Source organism: Streptomyces sichuanensis (assembly GCF_020328095.1).
In the GTDB taxonomy this organism is placed as follows: domain Bacteria; phylum Actinomycetota; class Actinomycetes; order Streptomycetales; family Streptomycetaceae; genus Streptomyces; species Streptomyces cinnamoneus.
Genome location: NZ_JAIXMK010000011.1, coordinates 116,568 through 136,284, shown reverse-complemented (window position 1 = coordinate 136,284; position 19,717 = coordinate 116,568). Strand labels below are relative to the sequence as shown.

The 19,717-nt window shown below is 69.1% G+C and carries 15 protein-coding genes and 1 tRNA gene; 6 read left to right on the top strand and 10 right to left on the bottom strand.

All coding sequences use genetic code 11. The annotated features are described in order from the left end of the window. The first annotated feature begins 905 nt into the window (after positions 1-905). The gene (gene pepN / locus LE181_RS06240) at positions 906-3,413 is read left to right on the top strand and encodes an aminopeptidase N (protein WP_225660130.1); all 2,508 of its coding nucleotides are present in this window, start codon (positions 906-908) and stop codon (positions 3,411-3,413) included. Between the two features lie 122 nt (positions 3,414-3,535). On the opposite strand, the gene LE181_RS06235 is transcribed toward pepN, so the two are convergent. Continuing rightward, positions 3,536-4,090 (bottom strand): F0F1 ATP synthase subunit B, encoded by a 555-nt coding sequence (locus LE181_RS06235; protein WP_225660129.1) that lies wholly within the window; start codon positions 4,088-4,090, stop codon positions 3,536-3,538. Between the two features lie 374 nt (positions 4,091-4,464). On the opposite strand from LE181_RS06235, the gene LE181_RS06230 reads away from it, so the two are divergent. Continuing rightward, a complete protein-coding gene (locus LE181_RS06230; RefSeq protein WP_225660128.1) occupies positions 4,465-5,883 on the top strand; it encodes a pyridoxal phosphate-dependent decarboxylase family protein in 1,419 nt (472 codons plus the stop codon). Then, positions 5,880-7,310: a lysine N(6)-hydroxylase/L-ornithine N(5)-oxygenase family protein gene (locus LE181_RS06225; protein WP_225660127.1), complete on the top strand. Its 1,431-nt coding sequence runs from the start codon at positions 5,880-5,882 to the stop codon at positions 7,308-7,310. The genes LE181_RS06230 and LE181_RS06225 overlap by 4 nt, the downstream gene beginning before the upstream one ends. On the opposite strand, the gene LE181_RS06220 is transcribed toward LE181_RS06225, so the two are convergent. Next, positions 7,266-9,062: a bifunctional metallophosphatase/5'-nucleotidase gene (locus LE181_RS06220; RefSeq protein ID WP_225660126.1), complete on the bottom strand. Its 1,797-nt coding sequence runs from the start codon at positions 9,060-9,062 to the stop codon at positions 7,266-7,268. The two genes, LE181_RS06225 and LE181_RS06220, sit on opposite strands and share 45 nt — an antisense overlap. 118 nt (positions 9,063-9,180) lie before the next feature. Here LE181_RS06220 and LE181_RS06215 point away from each other — a divergent pair, with 118 nt between their 5' ends. Both LE181_RS06215 and pyk read left to right on the top strand, forming a co-directional pair. Next, on the top strand, positions 9,181-9,888 hold the full coding sequence (locus LE181_RS06215) for an SIMPL domain-containing protein (RefSeq protein WP_225660125.1): 708 nt from the start codon (positions 9,181-9,183) through the stop codon (positions 9,886-9,888). A 142-nt stretch (positions 9,889-10,030) separates the two neighbouring features. Next, entirely contained in the window at positions 10,031-11,464 is a 1,434-nt protein-coding gene (pyk, locus tag LE181_RS06210; RefSeq protein WP_225660124.1) for a pyruvate kinase, read from the top strand. 6 nt (positions 11,465-11,470) lie between these two features. On the opposite strand, the gene LE181_RS06205 is transcribed toward pyk, so the two are convergent. Both LE181_RS06205 and LE181_RS06200 read right to left on the bottom strand, forming a co-directional pair. Beyond that, the gene (locus tag LE181_RS06205) at positions 11,471-12,244 is read right to left on the bottom strand and encodes a helix-turn-helix domain-containing protein (protein ID WP_225660123.1); all 774 of its coding nucleotides are present in this window, start codon (positions 12,242-12,244) and stop codon (positions 11,471-11,473) included. Positions 12,245-12,364: 120 nt separating this feature from the next. Next, a tRNA-Leu gene (locus LE181_RS06200) sits at positions 12,365-12,437 on the bottom strand. Between the two features lie 99 nt (positions 12,438-12,536). On the opposite strand from LE181_RS06200, the gene LE181_RS06195 reads away from it, so the two are divergent. Beyond that, positions 12,537-13,187 (top strand): ANTAR domain-containing response regulator, encoded by a 651-nt coding sequence (locus LE181_RS06195; protein WP_225660122.1) that lies wholly within the window; start codon positions 12,537-12,539, stop codon positions 13,185-13,187. A gap of 76 nt (positions 13,188-13,263) precedes the next feature. On the opposite strand, the gene LE181_RS06190 is transcribed toward LE181_RS06195, so the two are convergent. The 6 genes from LE181_RS06190 to LE181_RS06165 all read right to left on the bottom strand — a co-directional run bounded on the left by LE181_RS06190 (position 13,264) and on the right by LE181_RS06165 (position 19,708). Beyond that, positions 13,264-13,983 (bottom strand): ABC transporter ATP-binding protein, encoded by a 720-nt coding sequence (locus LE181_RS06190; RefSeq protein WP_225660121.1) that lies wholly within the window; start codon positions 13,981-13,983, stop codon positions 13,264-13,266. Continuing rightward, complete coding sequence (locus tag LE181_RS06185; RefSeq protein ID WP_225660120.1) at positions 13,980-14,867, bottom strand: ABC transporter ATP-binding protein; 888 nt, start codon at positions 14,865-14,867, stop codon at positions 13,980-13,982. Before LE181_RS06185 ends, LE181_RS06190 begins: the two co-directional genes overlap by 4 nt. After that, positions 14,864-16,633 carry a branched-chain amino acid ABC transporter permease gene (locus LE181_RS06180; protein WP_225660119.1) on the bottom strand — a complete coding sequence of 590 codons (1,770 nt, stop codon included), beginning with the start codon at positions 16,631-16,633 and terminating at the stop codon, positions 14,864-14,866. Before LE181_RS06180 ends, LE181_RS06185 begins: the two co-directional genes overlap by 4 nt. A gap of 4 nt (positions 16,634-16,637) precedes the next feature. Further along, positions 16,638-17,567, bottom strand: a complete 930-nt coding sequence (locus LE181_RS06175) for a branched-chain amino acid ABC transporter permease (protein ID WP_225660118.1) — start codon at positions 17,565-17,567, stop codon at positions 16,638-16,640. 117 nt (positions 17,568-17,684) lie between these two features. After that, complete coding sequence (locus tag LE181_RS06170; protein ID WP_225660141.1) at positions 17,685-18,902, bottom strand: branched-chain amino acid ABC transporter substrate-binding protein; 1,218 nt, start codon at positions 18,900-18,902, stop codon at positions 17,685-17,687. A gap of 341 nt (positions 18,903-19,243) precedes the next feature. Further along, positions 19,244-19,708, bottom strand: coding sequence for a PaaI family thioesterase (locus LE181_RS06165; protein ID WP_225660117.1), 465 nt, complete (start codon positions 19,706-19,708; stop codon positions 19,244-19,246). Positions 19,709-19,717 lie beyond the last annotated feature (9 nt).

Here is a 19,717-nt window from a genome sequence, read left to right as displayed (position 1 = left end):
CGCTTGGGCGGGAGCCTTTCGCGGGCCGGCCCGTAGACGGGGGCGGGGCCACCCCCGGGCAGGAGCGCCCGCAGGCCGGGTCCGTAGGTCGGTCTTTGGCGGGCCCCGCAAGCCGGCCCGTAGAGGGGGGCCGGGGCCGCCCTCGGGCGGGAGCCTTTCGCGGGCCGGTCCTGTAGACCGGGCTTGGCCCGGCCTCGCAGGCCGGCCCGTAGAGGGGGCCGGGGCCGCCCTCGGGCGGGAGTCTTTCGCGGGCCGGTCCTGTAGACCGGGCTTGGCCCGGCCTCGCAGGCCGGCCCGTAGAGGGGGCCGGGGCCGCCCTCGGGCGGGAGTCTTTCGCGGGCCGGTCCTGTAGACCGGGCTTGGCCCGGCCTCGCAGGCCGACCCGTAGACGTGGGCCGGAGCCGCCCCCGGGGCAGGAGCGCCCGCAGGCCGGGTCCGTAGAGCCGGCCCGGCCCCCGCCTTCCGCCGCTCCTGGCCCCAGCCTGTAGAGCTGGGCCGGACCTGCCCACGGCCTTCGCCAGCCCCGCCCCGGCCCGTAGGACGAGCCCCGGGGCTCTGCCCCGAGTCCGCCCCCCGGCAGCGAGCCTCGACAGGGGCACCCTGCCCCGAGTCCGGGGCCTTCGCCCCGGGACCGTCCCCGGCATCAAGCCCCCACAGGGGGCATCCCGGCGCGAGCCCGAGCCCCGGGGGCTCTGCCCCCGAGCCGGGCCCCCGAGCCGGGCCCCCGAGCCGGGCCCCCGAGCCGGGCCCCCGAGCCCGGCCCCAGTGTCGGGCCCCCGAGCCCGGCCTCCGGGTCGGAAGGGCGGCCCCCAGGCCGGCAGGGCCCTCAGGTCGGCAGGGCCCCCAGACCGGCAGCCCCGGAAATATCCCTCGGCCCGGGGCCGGCCGTGCGGCAGCATGAGCGCATGTCCGTACTGACGCGCGACGAAGCGCAGACCCGAGCCCGGCTCCTCGACGTCCACCGCTACACGATCGACCTCGACCTCACCCGCGGCGACGAACACTTCGGCTCCACCACCACCATCCACTTCACCGCCCGCGAAGCCGGAACCACCTTCGTCGAACTGAAGCCCGCCACCCTCCACCGCGCCACCCTCGACGGCCACCCCCTCGACCCGGCCGCCCTCCAGGACAACCGGCTCCCCCTCACCCTCACCGCAGGCGAGCACGAGCTGCACATCGAGGCCGACATGCGCTACTCCCGCACCGGCGAGGGCATGCACCGCTTCACCGACCCCGCCGACGGACACACCTACCTCTACACCCAGACCTTCCTCGACGACGTCCAGCGCGTCTTCGCCGCCTTCGACCAACCCGACCTCAAAGCCCTCTTCGACGCCACCGTCACCGCACCCCCCGAGTGGACCGTCCTCGGCAACGCCGTCGCCCACCGCACCGGAGACCCCGCCGAAGGCCGCTGGCAGCTGGCCACCACCAAGCCACTGAGCACCTACTTCGTCGCCTTCGCCGCCGGCCCCTGGCACAGCGTCCGCACCGAACACGCAGGACTGCCCTTCGCCCTGCACTGCCGCCAGTCCCTCGCCCCCCACCTCGACGCCGACGCCGAGGAAATCCTCGACATCACCCGCCGCTGCTACGACCGCTACCACGAGATCTTCGACGAGCCCTACCCCTTCGACTCCTACGACCAGGCATTCGTCCCCGAATTCAACGCCGGCGCCATGGAGAACCCGGGCCTGGTCACCTTCCGCGACGAATTCGTCTACCGCTCCGCCGTCACCGACACCGAACGCCAGACCCGCGGCATGGTCATCGCCCACGAAATGGCCCACATGTGGTTCGGCGACCTCGTCACCCTCCAGTGGTGGGACGACATCTGGCTCAACGAGTCCTTCGCCGAATACATGGGCTTCCAGGTCCTCGCCGACGCCACCCGCTACACCGGCACCTGGACCGACTTCGCCATCGCCCGCAAGAGCTGGGGCTACGACGCCGACCAGCGCCCCTCCACCCACCCCGTCGCCCCCGCCCCCCAGGACGTGCGCGACACCGCCTCCGCCCTCCTGAACTTCGACGGCATCTCCTACGCCAAGGGCGCCTCCGCCCTCCGCCAACTCGTCGCCTGGCTCGGCGAGAAGGACTTCCTCGCCGGCATCAACGACCACTTCGCCCGCCACCGCTTCGGCAACGCCACCCTCGCCGACTTCATCGACTCCCTCGCCCGCCACACCGACCGCGACGTCCACGCCTGGGCCGAAAGCTGGCTGCGCACCAGCGGCGTCGACACCCTCACCCCGGCCATCGGCGAGGCCGAGGGCTACTGGCACCTCACCGTCGACCGGACCGGCACCCGCCCCCACCACATCGCCGTCGGCACCTACGACCACGACCCGGCACACCCCACCCGCCTGGTACTCCGCGACCGCTTCGAGCTGGACGTGCCCCAGGACGGATCCGTCAAGGCCCTCCCCGGCAACCGCCCCGACCTGGTCCTCCTCAACGACGGCGACCTCACCTACACCAAGATCCGCCTCGACCCCACCTCCTGGACCACCGCCCTCACCACCCTGTCCGCACTGCCCGACCCCCTCAGCCGGGCCGTCCTGTGGAACGCCGCCCGCGACATGGTCCGCGACGGCGAGCTCGCCCCCCGCGCCTACCTCGACGCCGCCCGCACCCACCTGCCCCACGAACACGACATCGCCATCACCCAGGGCGTCCTCGCCTTCGCCCGCACCCAGATCGCCGACCGCTACACCACCCCCGCCGACCGCCCCGCCGCCCTCACCACCCTCACCGACCTCTGCCACGACCTGCTCGACCGCACCACCGGCACCCCCGGCACCCAAGGGCTGCGCCTGACCGCCACCCGCACACTCATCGCCAGCGCCACCACCCCCACCACCCTCCAGGACTGGCTCCGCGCCGGCACCGCCCCCGACGGCCCCGCCCTCGACCCCGAACTGCGCTGGCGCATCCTCGCCCGCCTCGCCGTCCTCGGCGCCGTCACCCCCCACGACATCGACACCGAACTCGCCCGCGACCCCAGCGCCACCGGCCAGGAAGGCGCCGCACGCTGCCGCGCCGCCCTCCCCGACCCCACCGCCAAGGAAACCGCCTGGCACGCCCTCTACACCGGCGACCAGCTCAGCAACTACCTCTTCACCGCCACCGCCCAGGGCTTCTGGCAACCCGAGCAGACCGACCTCGTACGCCCCTACCGCGACCGCTACTACCCCGACGCCGTCGCCCTCGCCGCCCGCCGCGGCCCCGCCCTCGCCTCCGCCGCCGGAACCCACGGCTTCCCCCACGTCCTCATCGAGGACGAGACCCTGCACCGCGGCGAGGAATGCCTGCGCGACGCCGCACCCACCCCCGCCCTGCGCCGCAAACTCGTCGACCAGCTCGACGACCTGCGCCGCGCCCTCGCCGTCCGCGCCGCCCACCCCTAGCCCGCCCGGCACCTGCAGCGGCACCTGCAGCGGCGCCTGCAGGGCGCCTGCGGTAACGACGAAGGCCCCCGTCCCCCCAAAAAAAGGGGACGGGGGCCTTGGCCCATGGCTCTGCCGGGTGGTCAGTCGCGCTTCTCGCCCGTCGCCGCGTCCGACGGCTGCGCCGTACGCAGCTCCTCCAGGAAGCGGTCGACGACACCGTTCTGCTGGGCGAAGTCGGCCATCGGCTCACCGACGATCTTGCCCGCCAGCTGCGTCGCCAGCGCACCGACCTGCTCGCGCAGCTCGGCCTCCGCCACCGCACGCTCCGCGTCGATCACCGCGTGACCCGCAGCGATGATCTCCTCGCGCTGACGCTGGCCCTCGGCCCGCAGCTCCGCGATGATCGCCGTGCCCTGCTCCACCGACTCCTGCCGCAGCCGCGCCGCCTCGTGCCGCGCCTCGGCCAGCAGCTCCTGGTACTCGGCGTGGACCCGCGCCGCCTCGGCACGCGTCTCCTCGGCCTCCTCGAAACGCCCCTCGGTGGCGTTCTCACGCTCGACGAGGACCTTGTTGATCCGGGGAAGGATCACCTTCGCCATCACGGCGAAAACGAGGAAGAACAGCACCAGCCCCAGGACGAGCGGCGCCAGATCGGGCTTCAGAGGCCCTACATCGAGAGCAAAAGTCATGGCCATGGTGTGCACATTACCTTGAAGTCCGCCCCGGGCTCCGACCCGCACCCGCCGCAGTACCCCCGCACGGCACCCGCCACAGCCCCCAACTCACCCGCGCCACAAGGTCCCCGCCGGGTCAGTACCACCATCGGGCGAAACCTCCAGCACACGAGGTCACGGACCGTGCACAGCCGGTAGCTTGACCCGTTGGTGCCAGCCCGGGCCCCGCAACGGACCCCTGCAACGGACCCCTGCAACGGACCCCGCAACGGACCCCCGGAAAACCACCCCCGACCTCGGCAAAAACCCCACAGCCCGCGCAAAAGACCCCACGGAAAGCCACCCGCCACAGCCCCACCACCCTCACAGACCCGAGAGCCCCAAGGGACACCTCCATGCCTGCGCCGCCCCCACCCCCCACCACCCCCGCAACGGCACTCGCGGGCGGCGCCCAAGGAACCCGCGCCCTGCGCCCCCTCCTCGACATCGCCCTGCACGCCCTCGCCCGCGGCGCCACCGCCCGCGGCGGCCCCCTCCCCTCCGGCGGCCCCGAAACCGTCGCCGCCCGCATACGAGCCGCCGCCAGCCCCGCCCTCCCCGAACACGGCACCGGCCCCGGCGAAGCACTCCACACCCTCGTCCAGGCCCTCGCCGAAGGCGCCGCAGACCCAGCCGACCCCCACTGCGCCGCCCACCTCCACAGCCCCCCACTGGCCCTGGCCACCGCCGCCGACCTCGCCGCCGGCACCCTCAACCCCTCCCTCGACTCCTGGGACCAGGCCCCCTCCGCCACCGCCCTGGAAGCCCTCACCACCCAGGCCCTCGCCACCCTCGCCTACCCCGGCCGCCCCACAGCCGACGCCCTCGTCACCACCGGCGGCACCGAGTCCAACCAGCTCGCCCTCCTCCTCGCCCGCGAAGCCGCCCGCACCCACGGCACCGCACCCCTCACCATCGTCTGCGGAGCCAACGCCCACCACAGCATCCACCGATCCGCCTGGCTCCTCGGCCTCCCCGCCCCCCACACCCTCCCCACCCCCAACGGCACCCTCCACCCCGAAGACCTCCGCACCACCCTCACCACCCTGCACACCACCCCCACCCTCGTCGTCGCCACCGCCGGCACCACCGACACCGGCCACATCGACCCCCTGCCCCCCATCGCCGACCACTGCGCCGCCCACGGCGCCACCCTCCACGTCGACGCCGCCTACGGCGGACCCCTGCTGTTCAGCGACACCCTCAAACAAGCCCTCACCGGCCTCGACCGCGCCGACAGCATCACCCTCGACCTGCACAAACTCGGCTGGCAACCCATCGCCGCAGGACTCCTCGCCGTCCCCGACGCCACCGCCCTGCGCCCCCTCGCCCACCAGGCCGACTACCTCAACGCCCCCGACGACACCGAAGCCGGCCTCCCCGAACTCCTCCACCGCTCCCTGCGCACCACCCGCCGCCCCGACATCTTCAAGATCGCCGTCACCCTGCGCGCCCTCGGCCGCCGCGGCATCGCCGAACTCGTCGAACGCGTCTGCGCCGCCGCCCACCACCTCGCCGACCTCATCGACGCCCACCCCTCCTTCGAACTCCACTCCCGCCCCACCATCAGCACCGTCCTCTTCCGCCCCCTAGGCGCCGACCACCACACCACCGCCCACACCAGACGCCGCCTCCTCCACAACGGTCACGCCGTCCTCGGCCGCGCCAACACCCCCCAGGGCCTCTGGCTCAAAGCCACCCTCCTCAACCCCCACACCCGCCCCGACGACCTCCGACACCTCCTCACACTCGTGGAAGGCCACACCACCCGATGACCACCCCCCAGCCCCCCGCCTCCGCCCCCGACCAACCCCTCGACCTCGCCGGCATCGGCATCGGCCCCTTCAACCTCTCCCTCGCCGCCCTCGCCCACCCCCTCCACGACCTCCGCACCGCCTTCTACGACCAGAGCCCCACCTTCCAGTGGCACCCCGGCCTCCTCATCGACGGCACCACCCTCCAAGTCCCCTACCTCGCCGACCTCGTCACCCTCGCCGACCCCACCAACCCCTGGAGCTTCCTCAACTACCTCAAAACCCGCGAACGCCTCTACCCCTTCTACTTCTCCGAGCGCCACCACATCCACCGCGCCGAATACGACGCCTACTGCCGCTGGGTCAGCGAAAACCTCACCTGCCTCCACTTCAACCACCACATCGACGCCGTCCGCTGGAACCCCGAACGCATCCTCTTCGAAATCGACTACACCCAACTCGACCCCGACGGCGAAGCCGACGCCCTCGGCCGCGCCTACACCCGCAACCTCGTCCTCGGCGTCGGCACCGCCCCCTATGTCCCCGAACCCCTACGCCCCCTCGCCGAAGCCCCCGGCGTCCCCGTCCACCACGCCGCCGACTACCTCGAACACCGCGAAAAACTCCTCGAAGCCGAACACATCACCGTCATCGGCTCAGGACAATCCGGCGCCGAAGTCTTCCTCGACCTCCTCCGCCACCGCCCCACCGGCCACGAAAAACTCGCCTGGCTCGCCCGCAGCCCCGCCTTCGCCCCCATGGAATACAGCAAACTCGGCCTCGAACACTTCACCCCCGACTACACCCACTACTTCCGCACCCTCCCCGAACCCGTACGCGACCAGGTCCTGCCCCAGCAATGGCAGCTCCACCAAGGCATCGCCGCCCACACCATCGCCGACATCCACGACGAGCTCTACCGCCGCAGCCTCCACGGCGGCTGGCCCGACGCCGTCCTCACCCCCGGAGTCTTCGTCCGCACCGCCGGCCGCGTCGGCACCACCCGCGTCGAACTCCACCTCGAACACATCCAGCAAGGCGCCCGCTCCCGCCTCACCACCGACGCCGTCGTCCTCGCCACCGGCTACCGCGAACGCCGCGTCGACACCCTCCTCGCCGCCCTCGACCCCTACATCCGCCGCGACTCCAACGGACGCCCCCGCATCGACGAACACCACCGCCTCGTCCTCGACCCCTCCGTCAAGGGCGCCATCCACGTCCAGAACGCCGAAACCCACACCCACGGCATCGGCACCCCCGACCTCGGCCTCGCCGCCTGGCGCAGCGCCGTCATCCTCAACGCCCTCACCGGCAAAACCCACTACCCCCTACCGCACCGCACCGCCTTCACCACCTTCGGCCTGGAGCCGCGACCACAGCCACGGCCCCACACCGGCATCACCTCAGAAAACCGGCACACCATCCCGCGTCAGCTTCCAGTCCACTGACGAAAAAGCCCCCACATCGATCGACTGCTTCGCCTTCACCCAACCGATGATCGTGTTACGGATCTCATCGGAATTCGCCCACACCTGCTTGGCGCGCGCCACGTGCGGGAAGTTCCCCCCACCACTCGCCCGGTAGTTGTTCACCGCCAGCACGAACTCCGCAGAATCCACGAGCGGCTTCCCGTCGAACGAGAGATTCACGATCCGCGAACCCGGCGCCTTCGCGACATCGATCTCGTACGACAAGCCGCTCACCACGTCGTAGTTGTAATCCGGAATACCCTCGGCATTCGTCAACTTCGCCGGATCCACCGGCCCACCCGCCACCGTCCGCACGTAATAACGCGCCGAAAACTCCAGATACGCCCGCACCTGCGCACCCGTCATCACACGCGCCTCCAGCGTGTTCTCGAACGGATACAGACCCGCCACCTCCCGGATCGTCACCTTCCCCGCAGGCACCGCAGCCGTACGCGAAAAACACGACGCCTGCGACAACACCGGCAACGACGCGTACGCCGTACCCACCAGCGCCGCCCGCACCGTCTCCGCCTGCACATGATTGATGAAATCGATGATCGGCGTGTCCTTGTACGCCGCCTCCGACGCACCCATCGCCGCCGACGACGTACCGATCACCTGATTCACATACGCCACGACCTTCCGGTGCTCATCACCCAGCAGCCCCGTGATCCTGCGGTCCTCGGCCACCGTGTTGGAATTCAGCACCTTCGCCGACACCGACTCCACCTGCCAGCCACCGCGCTCCCACACCAGACCGAAGTCGAACAGCGTCAGTCGCTGCCCCCACTTCAACGGCTCCGACAGCACCACCTGCTTGCCCGTCACCTTGTTCGTCACCCGGTACTCGGGAATCTCGGTGTGGGCGTGCCCGACGAGAATCGCATCGATACCCGGCACCTGCTCGGCCACCAGCGCCGCCGCATTCTCGACGTACGGCAGCTGATCGCCGTACGACGACGTACCACTGGAACCCGAGTGCGCCGAAACGATCACCACATCCGCACCCATCGAACGCAGCTTCGGCACCCACTTCGCCGCCTGCTCCTCCAGGCCCGGGAACACCATCTTCCCCTGCACATTCGCCTTGTCCCAGATCGCAATACCCGGATTGGTCAGACCCAGCACCGCCACCCGGACATCACGCCCGTGCGGCGTACACACCGTCTTCATCACATACGGCGGAAAAGCCGGACGCATCGTCTTCGCATCCAGCGCATTCGCCCCCAGAATCGGGAAACGGCACTGCTCCTGGAACTTCCGCAACGTCGGAATGCCATAGTTGAACTCGTGGTTGCCCAGCGCGGCAGCGTCATAACCGATGGCATTCATCGCCTGCGCCATCGGATGCACCGGACCGTTCGCACCCGTGATCGGATCGACCTTGGCGTAGTAGTACGACAACTGAGTGCCCTGGATCGTGTCACCCGCATCGATCAGCAGCGTATTCCGCCGCCCCTTCTCCGCCCGCACCTGGTTCACCAGCGTCGAAATCTTCGCCAGACCCACATCGTTGTGCGCCTTGTCATCGAACTCCGCATCGGTGAAGTAGTCCCAGTTGAAGACATTGCCGTGCAGATCCGTGGTGCCCATCACCGTGAACGAGTACCGCTTCTTCCGGCGCCCCGACGACTCCGCCTCCGCCGGCACCGTCCCCACCGCACCCGCCAACGCGACACCCGCACCCGTCACGGCCGTACGCCCCAGGAAATTCCTACGGTTGAGTGACATATGGTCTGTTCTCCCCATTCATATCCAGAACCAACGCGCGTAGATTCTGGCCCACCCACCACCCTCACCAACACCCTCCCCACATTGCGATCCCATCACCGGCTGAGACGCTGACCCCATGACCACACCACCCACCCACCTGCCCTACGGAACCCCCGACACCCCCCGCATCGCCGTCCGCGGCGAAGCCCGCCTCGAAGTCGACCCCGAAATCGCCCGCATCAGCATCACCATCAACGCCCGCGGCACCGACCGCCACCACGCCCTCGACGACCTCACCCGCCGCAACAACCAGGTCCTCGACCTCCTCCGCGCCTACGGCGACGCCGTCGAAAAACTCGAAACCGGCCGCTTCACCATCACCCCCCAACTCGCCGAAAAGGGCCGCCACGAACGCATCCGCGCCTACCTCGGCTCCGTCCACCTCACCGCCACCCTCGGCGACTTCACCGCCCTCGGCGAACTCGCCACCCGCCTCGCCGAACTCGACCTCACCCACGTCGACGGCCCCTGGTGGGCCCTCCGCCCCGACTCACCCGCCCACGCCGAAGCCCGCCGACGCGCCGTCCACGAAGCCGTACAACGCGCCCGCGAATACGCCGACGCCGTCGGCGCCCGCCTCGACGCCCTCGTCGAACTCGCCGACACCGGAGCCGAGAACGCCGGCCTCCCCGCATACCCGCCCCCCGCACCCGGCGGAATGATGCGCTCCGCCGGCTACGGCGGCGCCCCCACCCCACCCCCCGCACTCGACCTCGAACCCCAGCGCCAAACCGTCCACGCCCACGTCAACGCCCGCTTTACGATGACCCGACCGGAACTCTGACACCCCACGACACACCCGAGGGGCGCTCATCGGAGCGCCCCTCTGCACGTTTCACAAGATGTCAACAAGCTTTTACCCAACGGACGTTGGCCAGTCGCGAGGGGCCAATTCTCTACCCGCCAGTAGTGCATAAGGTCGTGCCATGCGCCGAGCCAAAATCGTCTGCACCCTGGGCCCCGCAACCGACTCGTACGAGCAGATCAAGGCACTCGTCGAAGCCGGCATGGACGTCGCCCGCTTCAACCTCAGCCACGGCACCTACGACGAACACGAGGCGCGCTACCAACGGGTGCGCAAGGCGGCGGAGGAGACCGGCCGCAACATCGGCGTCCTCGCCGACCTTCAAGGCCCGAAGATCCGCCTCGGCCGCTTCCGTGAAGGACCTGTACTCCTTGAACGCGGCGACGAATTCACCATCACCGTCGAGGACATCCAAGGCGACCGCCACGGCTGCGGCACCACCTACAACGGCCTCGCGGGCGACGTCGCCCGCGGCGAGCGCATCCTCGTCGACGACGGCCGCGTCACCCTTGAGGTCATCGAGGTCGACGGCCCCCGCGTCAAGACCCTCGTCCTCGAAGGCGGCATGGTCTCCGACCACAAGGGCCTCAACCTCCCCGGCGTGGCCGTCTCCGTCCCCGCCCTCTCCGAAAAGGACGTCGAAGACCTCCGCTGGGCCATCGACACCGGCGCCGACATCATCGCCCTCTCCTTCGTCCGCACCGGACGCGACATCGAGGACGTGCACCGCGTCATGGACCAGGAGGGCCGCCGCCTCCCCGTCATCGCCAAGATCGAAAAACCCCAGGCGGTCCAGAACCTCGACGACATCGTTGCCGCCTTCGACGGCATCATGGTCGCCCGCGGCGACCTGGGCGTCGAAATGCCCCTCGAAACCGTCCCCATCGTCCAGAAACGAGCCATCAAGCTCGCCAAACGCAACGCCAAGCCGGTCATCGTCGCGACCCAGATGCTCGACTCCATGATCGACGCCTCCCGCCCCACCCGGGCCGAGGCGTCCGACGTCGCCAACGCCGTCATCGACGGCACCGACGCCGTCATGCTCAGCGGCGAGACCAGCGTCGGCAAGTACCCCGTCGAGACGGTCCGCACGATGGGCCGCATCGTCGCCGCAGCCGAGGAGGACGTCCTCGCCAAGGGTCTCCCCCCGCTGACCGAACACAGCAAGCCCCGCACCCAGGGCGGCTCCGTCGCCCGCGCCGCCGCCGAGATGGGCGACTTCCTGGGCGCGAAGTTCCTGGTGGCCTTCACTCAATCCGGTGACACGGTACGCAGGCTGTCGCGCTACCGGTCACCCATCCCGCTGCTGGCCTTCACCCCGGAACCGGCGACGCGCTCGCAGCTCAACCTGACGTGGGGCGTGGAGACGTTCCTGGGCCCGATGGTCCAGACGACGGACGAGATGGTCGAGCAGGTCGACGAGCACCTGCTGCGGATCGGGCGGTGCCGGAAGGGCGACATGGTCATCATCACGGCGGGCTCGCCCCCCGGGACCCCGGGGACGACGAACCTGGTGCGGGTGCACCACATCGGGGAGGACGACTCGCCGAAGTAGGGGGGATCAGTACTTCGGGCCTATGTGGGCGTCCATGAGGGCGACGGATGCCTTGCGGGCTACGGAGATGTTGAAGGGGTCGCTGCCGCGAGCCAGGGTGGTCCACTCGACGCCCACCTTGGTGAGCGTGTCGCAGAACAACTGGCGGATGTCGTCCGACTTGTTGGCGAACATGTACCTCGGGTACTCGTAGCGTTTGCGTACCCCGCCCACCACCTTCGTGGTCCAGTTGGTGATGCGGCACCCGTCGGAGTGGATGAGGCCGCGGATGAACTCCCACGGGTGTGCATCGACGATGCGCTGCTGCCACTCTTCGAGGGCGATCCGGCGCTCGTGTTTCTTGCCAGGGCCGTGCTGGGGGAACATGCATGTCCAGTGCTTTGTGTAGGACTTCACTTCGGTGCAGCCGTTCCTCTGGCGTCTGCCGACACGCGGCAGTGACATGACCCTCAGGATGGCCTGCTCGGCAGCGTCGATGATCCCGGGCCACACGTCGCCGCAGAAGATCGACAGGTGGTGCTGTTTGGGCTTGGAAATGATGTGGCCGTCGCCCAAGTACAGACCAAGGAGGTAGGCGTAGGCACGATGATCGAACTCCCGGCCTGTGCAGTGAGGACAGTCGGTCGGCCGCACGAACACTTCGCCCCGGCGTCTTCGATCTTCCGACCGCCACCAGCCGATGGTGCCGCGTGGAACACCCAGCTGCTGGGCCACGACGTGGTTCGGCACGCCGTCCCGCATCAGACGTACAGCACGATTGCGCGTCTCGGAGTCGTACATGTCTGCGAGCGTGGCCGGTGCGGCGCTGCGGAAGACAGGATTCGAAGACGCGTTCACTCTGACGAGCGAAGGTCGCCACCAGGCGGGACCACGATTGGTGACCTTGGGATGAAAGGTAAGTACCCCGGGTCGGATTCGAACCGACGCTGTATGGGTTTTGAATCCATGGCCTCTACCGCTGGGCTACCGGGGCTAGCCTACGAAACCAAGGTTATCGGAATCCCGCTGTGCGTCAAACATACCCCAGCTAGGTAGGCTCAGGGGAGCAGTACCTGCCCTATCGAGGAGACCCGTGACCGCCGCCGAGCCCCAGCCGCCCGTCGACGACGAGCCGCAGCACACCCCTCCGCACGTCACCCGTGTCGTGATCGCCGAGGACGAGGCCCTGATCCGTCTCGACCTCAAGGAGATGCTCGAAGAAGAGGGCTACTCCGTCGTCGGCGAGGCGGGCGACGGCGAGACGGCCGTTGCGCTGGCGCGGGAGCACCGGCCGGATCTGGTGATCCTCGACGTGAAGATGCCGGTGCTCGACGGGATCTCCGCCGCGGAGCGCATCGCGGCGGAGTCGATCGCGCCGGTCCTGATGCTGACGGCCTTCTCGCAGCGTGACCTCGTGGAGCGGGCCCGTGACGCGGGGGCCATGGCCTACCTGGTGAAGCCGTTCAGCAAGAGCGATGTCGTGCCGGCGATCGAGATGGCCGTCTCGCGGTTCACGGAGCTGAAGGCGCTGGAGAAGGAGGTCGCGGACCTCTCGCAGCGGCTGGAGACCCGGAAGCTGGTGGACCGGGCCAAGAGCATTCTGCAGACGCAGTACGGGCTGACCGAGCCGGCGGCGTTCCGGTGGATCCAGAAGACGTCGATGGACCGGCGGCTGTCGATGCAGCAGGTGGCGGAGGCGGTCATCGAGGATTCGAAGGAGAAGAAGGCCGCCAAGGAGCAGTAGGCGGTTCCGGCGTTTGATGTGTCGAGGGGCCCGTGTCCGGTTCGGACGCGGGCCCTTCGTCGTACGCGGTGGGTGTTCAGTCCTCGCCGAGGTACGCCTTGCGTACGGATTCGTCGTGGAGGAGGTCGGCTCCCGTTCCGGAGAGGACGATCTTGCCGATCTCCATGACGTGGCCCTGGTCGGCGAGGGTGAGGGCGGCCTGGGCGTTCTGTTCGACGAGCAGGATGGTGGTGCCGGCGGCCTTGAGTTCGGCGATGGTGTCCATGATCTTCTGCATCATGATCGGCGAGAGGCCCATGGAGGGTTCGTCGAGCATGAGCAGTTTGGGGCGGGACATGAGGGCCCGGCCCATGGCGAGCATCTGCTGTTCTCCGCCGGAGAGGGTGCCGGCTTTCTGGCCTGCGCGTTCGCCGAGGATGGGGAAGAGGTCGTAGGCGCGTTGCATGTCCTGGGTGATGCCGGCGGTGTCCTTGCGGAGGAAGGCTCCGAGCTGGAGGTTCTCCGCGATGGTGAGGCGGGGGAAGATGTGGCGGCCTTCGGGGGAGTGGGCGAGGCCGCGGGCGACGATGTCGTGGGCGGGGACGCCGGCGAGGGGGCGGCCGTCGAAGCGGATGGTGCCGGCGGTGGGGGTGAGGAGGCCGGAGAGGGTGCGCAGGGTGGTGGTTTTTCCGGCGCCGTTGGTGCCGATGAGGGTGACGACCTGGCCGGCTTGGACGGTGAAGGTGATGCCTTTGACGGCTTCGATCTTGCCGTAGGCGACGTGGAGGTTTTCCACTTCGAGGAGGGGGGCGGTCATTGGTGGTCTCCGTCCGCCTCGTGGGGTTCCGTTGTGGCTTCGGCTGCTGATTCGGCGGCTTCGACTTCGGCGATTTCTTCTTGGCCGGGTGCGCCTTCGTAGGGGGTGCCGAGGTAGGCGGCGATGACGCGTTCGTCGGCCTGGACGGTTTCGGGTGTTCCTTCGACGAGTTTTTCGCCTTGGACGAGGACGGCGACGCGGTCGCAGAGGTTGAAGATGAAGCGCATGTCGTGCTCGATGACGAGGACGGCGGTGCCGCGGTCGCGGATGGCGCGGACGAGTGTTTCGGTGGCGCGGGTTTCCTGGGGGTTCATGCCGGCGGTGGGTTCGTCGAGGAGGAGGAGTCCGGGGTCGCTGGCGAGGGCGCGGGCGATTTCGAGCTTGCGTTGTTCGCCGTAGGGGAGGTTGCGGGCGAGGTGGTCGCGTTTGGGGGCGAGGTCGGTGAAGGTGAGGAGTTCCATGGCGCGTTGTTTGGAGGCGTGTTCGGCGCGGTGGAATGCGGGGGTGCGGAGGAGTGCGGAGAAGAGTCCTTCTTTGGTGCGGGTGTGGCGGCCGACGAGGACGTTTTCGAGGACGGTCATGTTGGGGAAGAGGCGGATGTTCTGGAAGGTGCGGGCGATGCCGGCTTGGGTGACGAGGTGGGGTTTGGGGGGGAGGGTGGTGCCTTGGTAGGTGACGGTGCCTTCGGTGGGGGTGTAGAGGCCGGTGAGGCAGTTGAAGAAGGTGGTTTTTCCGGCGCCGTTGGGGCCTATGAGGCCGACTATTTCGTGGGGGCGGACGGTGAGGTCGACGGTGCGTACGGCGGTGAGTCCGCCGAAGCGCATGGTGACGCCGGTGGCGGTGAGGAGGGGGCCGGCGGTGGCGGTGGTCGTCATGGTGGTCATGCCTCCGCCTTGGTGAGGGGTGTGCCGGCGGTGGGGGCGGTGTCCTCGTGGAATTCGAGTTGTTTTCTGCGGTCGGCGACCAGGCCCTCGGGGCGGAAGCGCATGAGGAGGATGAGGGCGAGTCCGAAGAGCAGGAGTTGGTAGTCCTGCATGAAGTCCATTTTGCTCGGGATGAGGTAGAGCAGGGCTGCTCCGACGATGGGGCCGGTGATGGTTCCCATGCCGCCGAGGATGACGGCGGCGAGGAGGAAGGCCGAGTTGGGCGGCACGGTGCCGGCGAATTGGTACTGGTCGGGGGTGGCTGTGGTGATGACGTGGGCCTGGATGGTGCCGGCGAGTCCGGCGAGTGCGGCGCCGAGGGCGAAGGCGAGGAGTTTGAGGCGGAAGGCGTTGATGCCCATGGCGGTGGCGGCGGTTTCGTCTTCGCGGATGGCGATCCAGGCGCGGCCGATGCGGGATTCGGTGGCGCGGCGGAAGACGAGGACGACGACGATGGTGGCGAGGAGCATCAGGAGGTAGTAGTTGCCGAATCGGCCGATGGGGGTGCCGAGGATGTCGTGGGTTTTTCCGAAGTCGAACCCGAGGATGTTGAGTTCGGGGATGTTGGGGATTCCCATGGCGCCGTTGGTGATGTCGGGGCCGGTTTTTCCGTTGAGGTTGAGCATGGTGATGCGGAAGATCTCGCCGAATCCGAGGGTGACGATGGCGAGGTAGTCGCCGCGCAGGCGGAGGGTGGGGGCGCCGATGAGGACGCCGAAGACGAGGGAGGCGGCGATGCCGGTGAGGACGGCGGCCCAGAAGGGGAAGTGGACGCCGATGGCGGATTCGGGGGAGCCGGAGACGAGGGCGGCGGCGTAGGCGCCGACGCCGAGGAAGGCGACGTAGCCGAGGTCGAGGAGGCCGGCGAGGCCGACGACGACGTTGAGGCCGAGGGCGACGGTGGCGAAGATCAGGATGCTGGTGGCGAGGTTGGTGTAGGCGTCGTTGGTCTGGGTGAGGGGGAAGCAGGCGGCGGCGATGAAGGCTGCGGTGAGTGTGGTGTTGCGGTGTTTGGCGGTGAGGTTGCTGAGGCGGGTGGTGAGTCCGGCGCGGCCGAGTGCGGCGAGGCCGAGGCCGGTGAGGATGAGGAAGCCGACGAAGAGTTCGCCGTATTCGGTGTCGATGCCGTAGCTGAAGAGGAGGAGGCCGAGGGCGAATGCGGCGGCGATGACGAGGATTTCGGCCCAGGTGGGGAGGGGTTTGGCGGGTGGGGTGTGGCCGGCGGTGATGGAGTGGCGCAGGCGGCGCCAGGGGGTGGGGGGCCGGGTGCCGTTGTGGTCGTCGTAGGGCCGGTCGGCGGGGAGGGCGAGGGCGGCGGTGAGGGTGGCGAGGCTGGTGGCTGCGGCGAGGTAGCCGCCGGGTTCGAGGTTGGCGAGGCCGCCGAGGTCGGTGGTGATGGCGGCGAGGGTGTACCAGGTGGCGGCGAAGGTGCCGAGGGCGGTCAGGAGGGTGGGTGCGGTGGGTCCGGCGGGGGTGAGCCAGCGCAGTCCGCGGAGGCCGTGGCCGGCGAGGGCGTAGAGGAGGGTGAGGGCGGCGCCGGCGAGGGTGATGGTCTGGAGGCCGCCGGGGTATCCGGTGACGGTGAGGTTGCCGGGGAATCTGGTGGTCCAGGTCCAGGCGAGGAAGGTGGAGGCGATGGTGAGGGTGGCGCCGGTGAGGAGGAGGATGCGGGCGCCGGTGGTGGGCAGGGGCAGGAGGCCGTGGGTGGTGTGGTGGGTGTCGGTCATGTGATCACGCCCTGTCCGCGACGCGTTCGCCGAGCAGGCCCTGGGGTCGGAGCAGCAGGACGAGGATGAGGAGGACGAAGGCCCAGACGTCCTTCCAGGAGCCGCCGCCGAACTGGGTCATGCCGGGGATCTCCTCGATGTAGCCGGTGGCGAGGGCTTCGGCGACGCCGAGGACGACGCCGCCGAGCATGGCGCCGTAGATGTTGCCGATGCCGCCGAGGACGGCGGCGGTGAAGGCTTTGAGGCCGGTGATGAAGCCCATGCGGAAGTCGACCTGGCCGTATTTGAGGCCGTGGGCGACGGCGGCGATCGCGGCGAAGGCGGCGCCGATGGCGAAGGCGATGACGATGATGCGGTCGGTGTTGATGCCCATGAGGCGGGCGGTGTCGGGGTCCTGTGCGGTGGCCTGCATGCCGCGTCCGGTGCGGGTTCTGGCGACGAAGAGGCCGAGGGCGAGCATGCACAGGGGGGCGGCGATGAGGAGGAAGATCTCCCCTCGTTGGACGGTGGCGCCGAGGATGTCGATGGAGTCGCCCTTGAACTGGGGGAAGACGCGGGCTTTCTTGGCGTCGGGGTACCACTTCCAGATGGCTTGCTGCAGGGCGATGGACAGGCCGATCGCGGTGATCAGCGGTGCGAGGCGGGGCGCGTTGCGCAGGGGGCGGTAGGCGAAGCGTTCGGCGGCGACGCCGACGGCGACGGCGGCGAGGATGCCGCCGAGGATCATGAGGGGGAGGGCGAGGAGCAGGCCGGTGTCGTCGGGGAGGATGAGGTGGGCGGTCAGTGCGCCGAAGCCGCCGACCATGAAGATCTCGCCGTGGGCGAAGTTGATGAGCTGGACGATGCCGTAGACCATCGTGTAGCCGATCGCGATGAGTCCGTACATCGCGCCGAGGATGAGTCCGTTGGCCAGCTGTTGCGGCAGTTCGTGCACCGCCGGGCCTCCGTGGGATGGAAGGGGTACGGGCGGTCGGCGCGGGCCGTGCGGGTGTGGTGTGTGGGTACGGCCCGGCCGCCGGTGGCGCTGGTGTGAGGGTTGGGTGTCCTCGGGTCAGCGCTTGTATTCCGCGCTGTGGCGGGCCTTCCATGCCGTAGCGTCGACCTGGTAGGCGGTGATCATGGTGTTGGTCGTGTCGCCGTACTGGTCGAAGGAGACGGGGCCGGTGACGCCGTTGAAGGAGACCTTGTTGAGGGCCTGGACGACTTTGGTGCGGGCGTCGGTGGGGAGTTTGCCGCCGTTTTCTGAGACGACGGCCTTGACGGCCTGGATGATGGCCCAGGTGGCGTCGTAGGTGGAGCCGCCGTATGCCTCGTAGCGGTCCTTGTAGCCGGCTGCTTTGTAGTCGGCGATGAATTTCTTGGCGGAGTCGAGTTGTTCGACGGGCTTGCCGACGGAGGTGGCGTAGTCGCCGGCGGACTTTTTGTTGAGGGTGATGTAGTCGCCGCTGTACATGCCGTCGCCGCCCATGAGGGGGGCTTTGAGGCCGCCGTCCTTGAGTTGTTGGCTGAGGGGGGCGGCTGCGGGGTATTCGCCGCCGTAGAAGATGAGGTCGGGGTTGGTGCTCTTGGCCTTGGAGACGATGGCTTTGAAGTCGCGGTCCTCGGGGTTGACGTGTTCGGTGCCGACGACTTTGCCGCCGAGGGCGGTGAATTTGGCGGAGAAGGCGGCGGCGAGGCCGACGCCGTAGGTTTTCTGGTCGTCGATGACGTAGACGGTTTTGGCCTTGATGTGTTCGTAGGCGTACTGGCCGCCAAAGGCGCCCTGGACTTCGTCGGTGGTGGCGGTGCGGAAGTAGGTGGAGAACTGGCGTTTGCGGTTGTTGTCCTTCCAGTCCTTGCCCTGGGTGAGGTCGGGGGTGGTGTTGGCGGGGGATATGAGGGCGACGTTGTTGGCCTGGGCGACCTGTTGCATGGACTGGGCGACGCTGGAGTTCAGTGGGCCGACGATGCCGACGACGTTCTTGTCGCCGGCGAGTTTGGTGGCGTTCTGCTGGCCGGAGGTGGGCTGGGCCTGGTCGTCGAGGGGGCTGAATTCGAAGGTGACGCCGGGGACTTCTTTGTTTTTGTTGGCGTTGGTTATGGCGAGGTGGGCGGAGTTCTTGATGCCCTGGCCGAGGGCGGAGAGGTCGCCGGTGAGGGGGGCGTCGAGGCCGATGGTGACGGTGGTCTTCTTGCCGCCGTCGTTGCTGTCGCTGCCCTTGTCGTCGCGTGAGCCGCAGGCGCTGAGGGTGAGGGCCCCTGTGGTGATCGCGGTGGTGAGGAGGAGCAAGGAATGGTGTCGCACGGTGCTTCCTTTCCCTGGCGAGGCCCTCGCTGTGGAGGTGCCCTAACGCCCACCGGGCGGGGAGGAAGGAACGGGCTGGACGGGAAATGCGAGGAGGCGCGGAGGTGTGTGCGAACCGCCCGGCGGGGTGGTGAATGGCCGTGACTCTAGGGGTGTGCGGCACGCCGGGGCAGAGGTGGAGGCCATGATGTGACTGTCTTGTTATGACGAAGGTCACTCGGGGGGCGTTTGTTTAACAGAGTTGACCGGAAGGGTTGCGCTCAGCGACCCGATTCCTGGCTTCCGGATAGCCCCGGGGCCGAAGCGCCCCGGGGGACCGGGCATTCTCAGGCGGCGCCGGCCGCGTCGCGGATGAGGCAGGTGAGGCGGGCGGAACACACGCGCTTGCCCTGCTCGTCGGTGACGACCACCTCGTAGGTGGCGGTGGTGCGGCCGCGGTGGACGGGCGTGGCGACGCCGGTGACCAGTCCGGAGCGGACCCCGCGGTGGTGGGTGCAGTTGAGGTCGACTCCCACGGCGATGCGGCCGGGGCCGCCGTGCAGCATGGCTCCCACGGAGCCGAGGGTCTCGGCGAGCACGGCGGAGGCGCCGCCGTGCAGCAGGCCGTAGGGCTGGGTGTTGCCCTCGACGGGCATGGTGCCGACGACGCGCTCGGGGGACGCTTCGGCGACGTGGACGCCCATGCGCTCACCGAGGTGCCCGGCGGAGAAGAGGGCGGCGAGGTCGTGTCCGCTGTCGGCCCACTGGTCGATGATGTCCTGCGGGAACGTGGTCCTGCTCTGCTCGCCCATGCGTCGTCG

What these genes read in the sequence shown, in the direction of transcription:
- pepN (WP_225660130.1), top strand. Translation starts at nt 906, where the DNA reads ATGTCCGTACTGACGCGCGACGAAGCGCAGACCCGAGCCCGGCTCCTC.
- LE181_RS06235 (WP_225660129.1), bottom strand. Translation starts at nt 4,090, where the DNA reads ATGGCCATGACTTTTGCTCTCGATGTAGGGCCTCTGAAGCCCGATCTG.
- LE181_RS06230 (WP_225660128.1), top strand. Translation starts at nt 4,465, where the DNA reads ATGCCTGCGCCGCCCCCACCCCCCACCACCCCCGCAACGGCACTCGCG.
- LE181_RS06225 (WP_225660127.1), top strand. Translation starts at nt 5,880, where the DNA reads ATGACCACCCCCCAGCCCCCCGCCTCCGCCCCCGACCAACCCCTCGAC.
- LE181_RS06220 (WP_225660126.1), bottom strand. Translation starts at nt 9,062, where the DNA reads ATGTCACTCAACCGTAGGAATTTCCTGGGGCGTACGGCCGTGACGGGT.
- LE181_RS06215 (WP_225660125.1), top strand. Translation starts at nt 9,181, where the DNA reads ATGACCACACCACCCACCCACCTGCCCTACGGAACCCCCGACACCCCC.
- pyk (WP_225660124.1), top strand. Translation starts at nt 10,031, where the DNA reads ATGCGCCGAGCCAAAATCGTCTGCACCCTGGGCCCCGCAACCGACTCG.
- LE181_RS06205 (WP_225660123.1), bottom strand. Translation starts at nt 12,244, where the DNA reads ATGTACGACTCCGAGACGCGCAATCGTGCTGTACGTCTGATGCGGGAC.
- LE181_RS06190 (WP_225660121.1), bottom strand. Translation starts at nt 13,983, where the DNA reads ATGACCGCCCCCCTCCTCGAAGTGGAAAACCTCCACGTCGCCTACGGC.
- LE181_RS06185 (WP_225660120.1), bottom strand. Translation starts at nt 14,867, where the DNA reads ATGACCACCATGACGACCACCGCCACCGCCGGCCCCCTCCTCACCGCC.
- LE181_RS06180 (WP_225660119.1), bottom strand. Translation starts at nt 16,633, where the DNA reads ATGACCGACACCCACCACACCACCCACGGCCTCCTGCCCCTGCCCACC.
- LE181_RS06165 (WP_225660117.1), bottom strand. Translation starts at nt 19,708, where the DNA reads ATGGGCGAGCAGAGCAGGACCACGTTCCCGCAGGACATCATCGACCAG.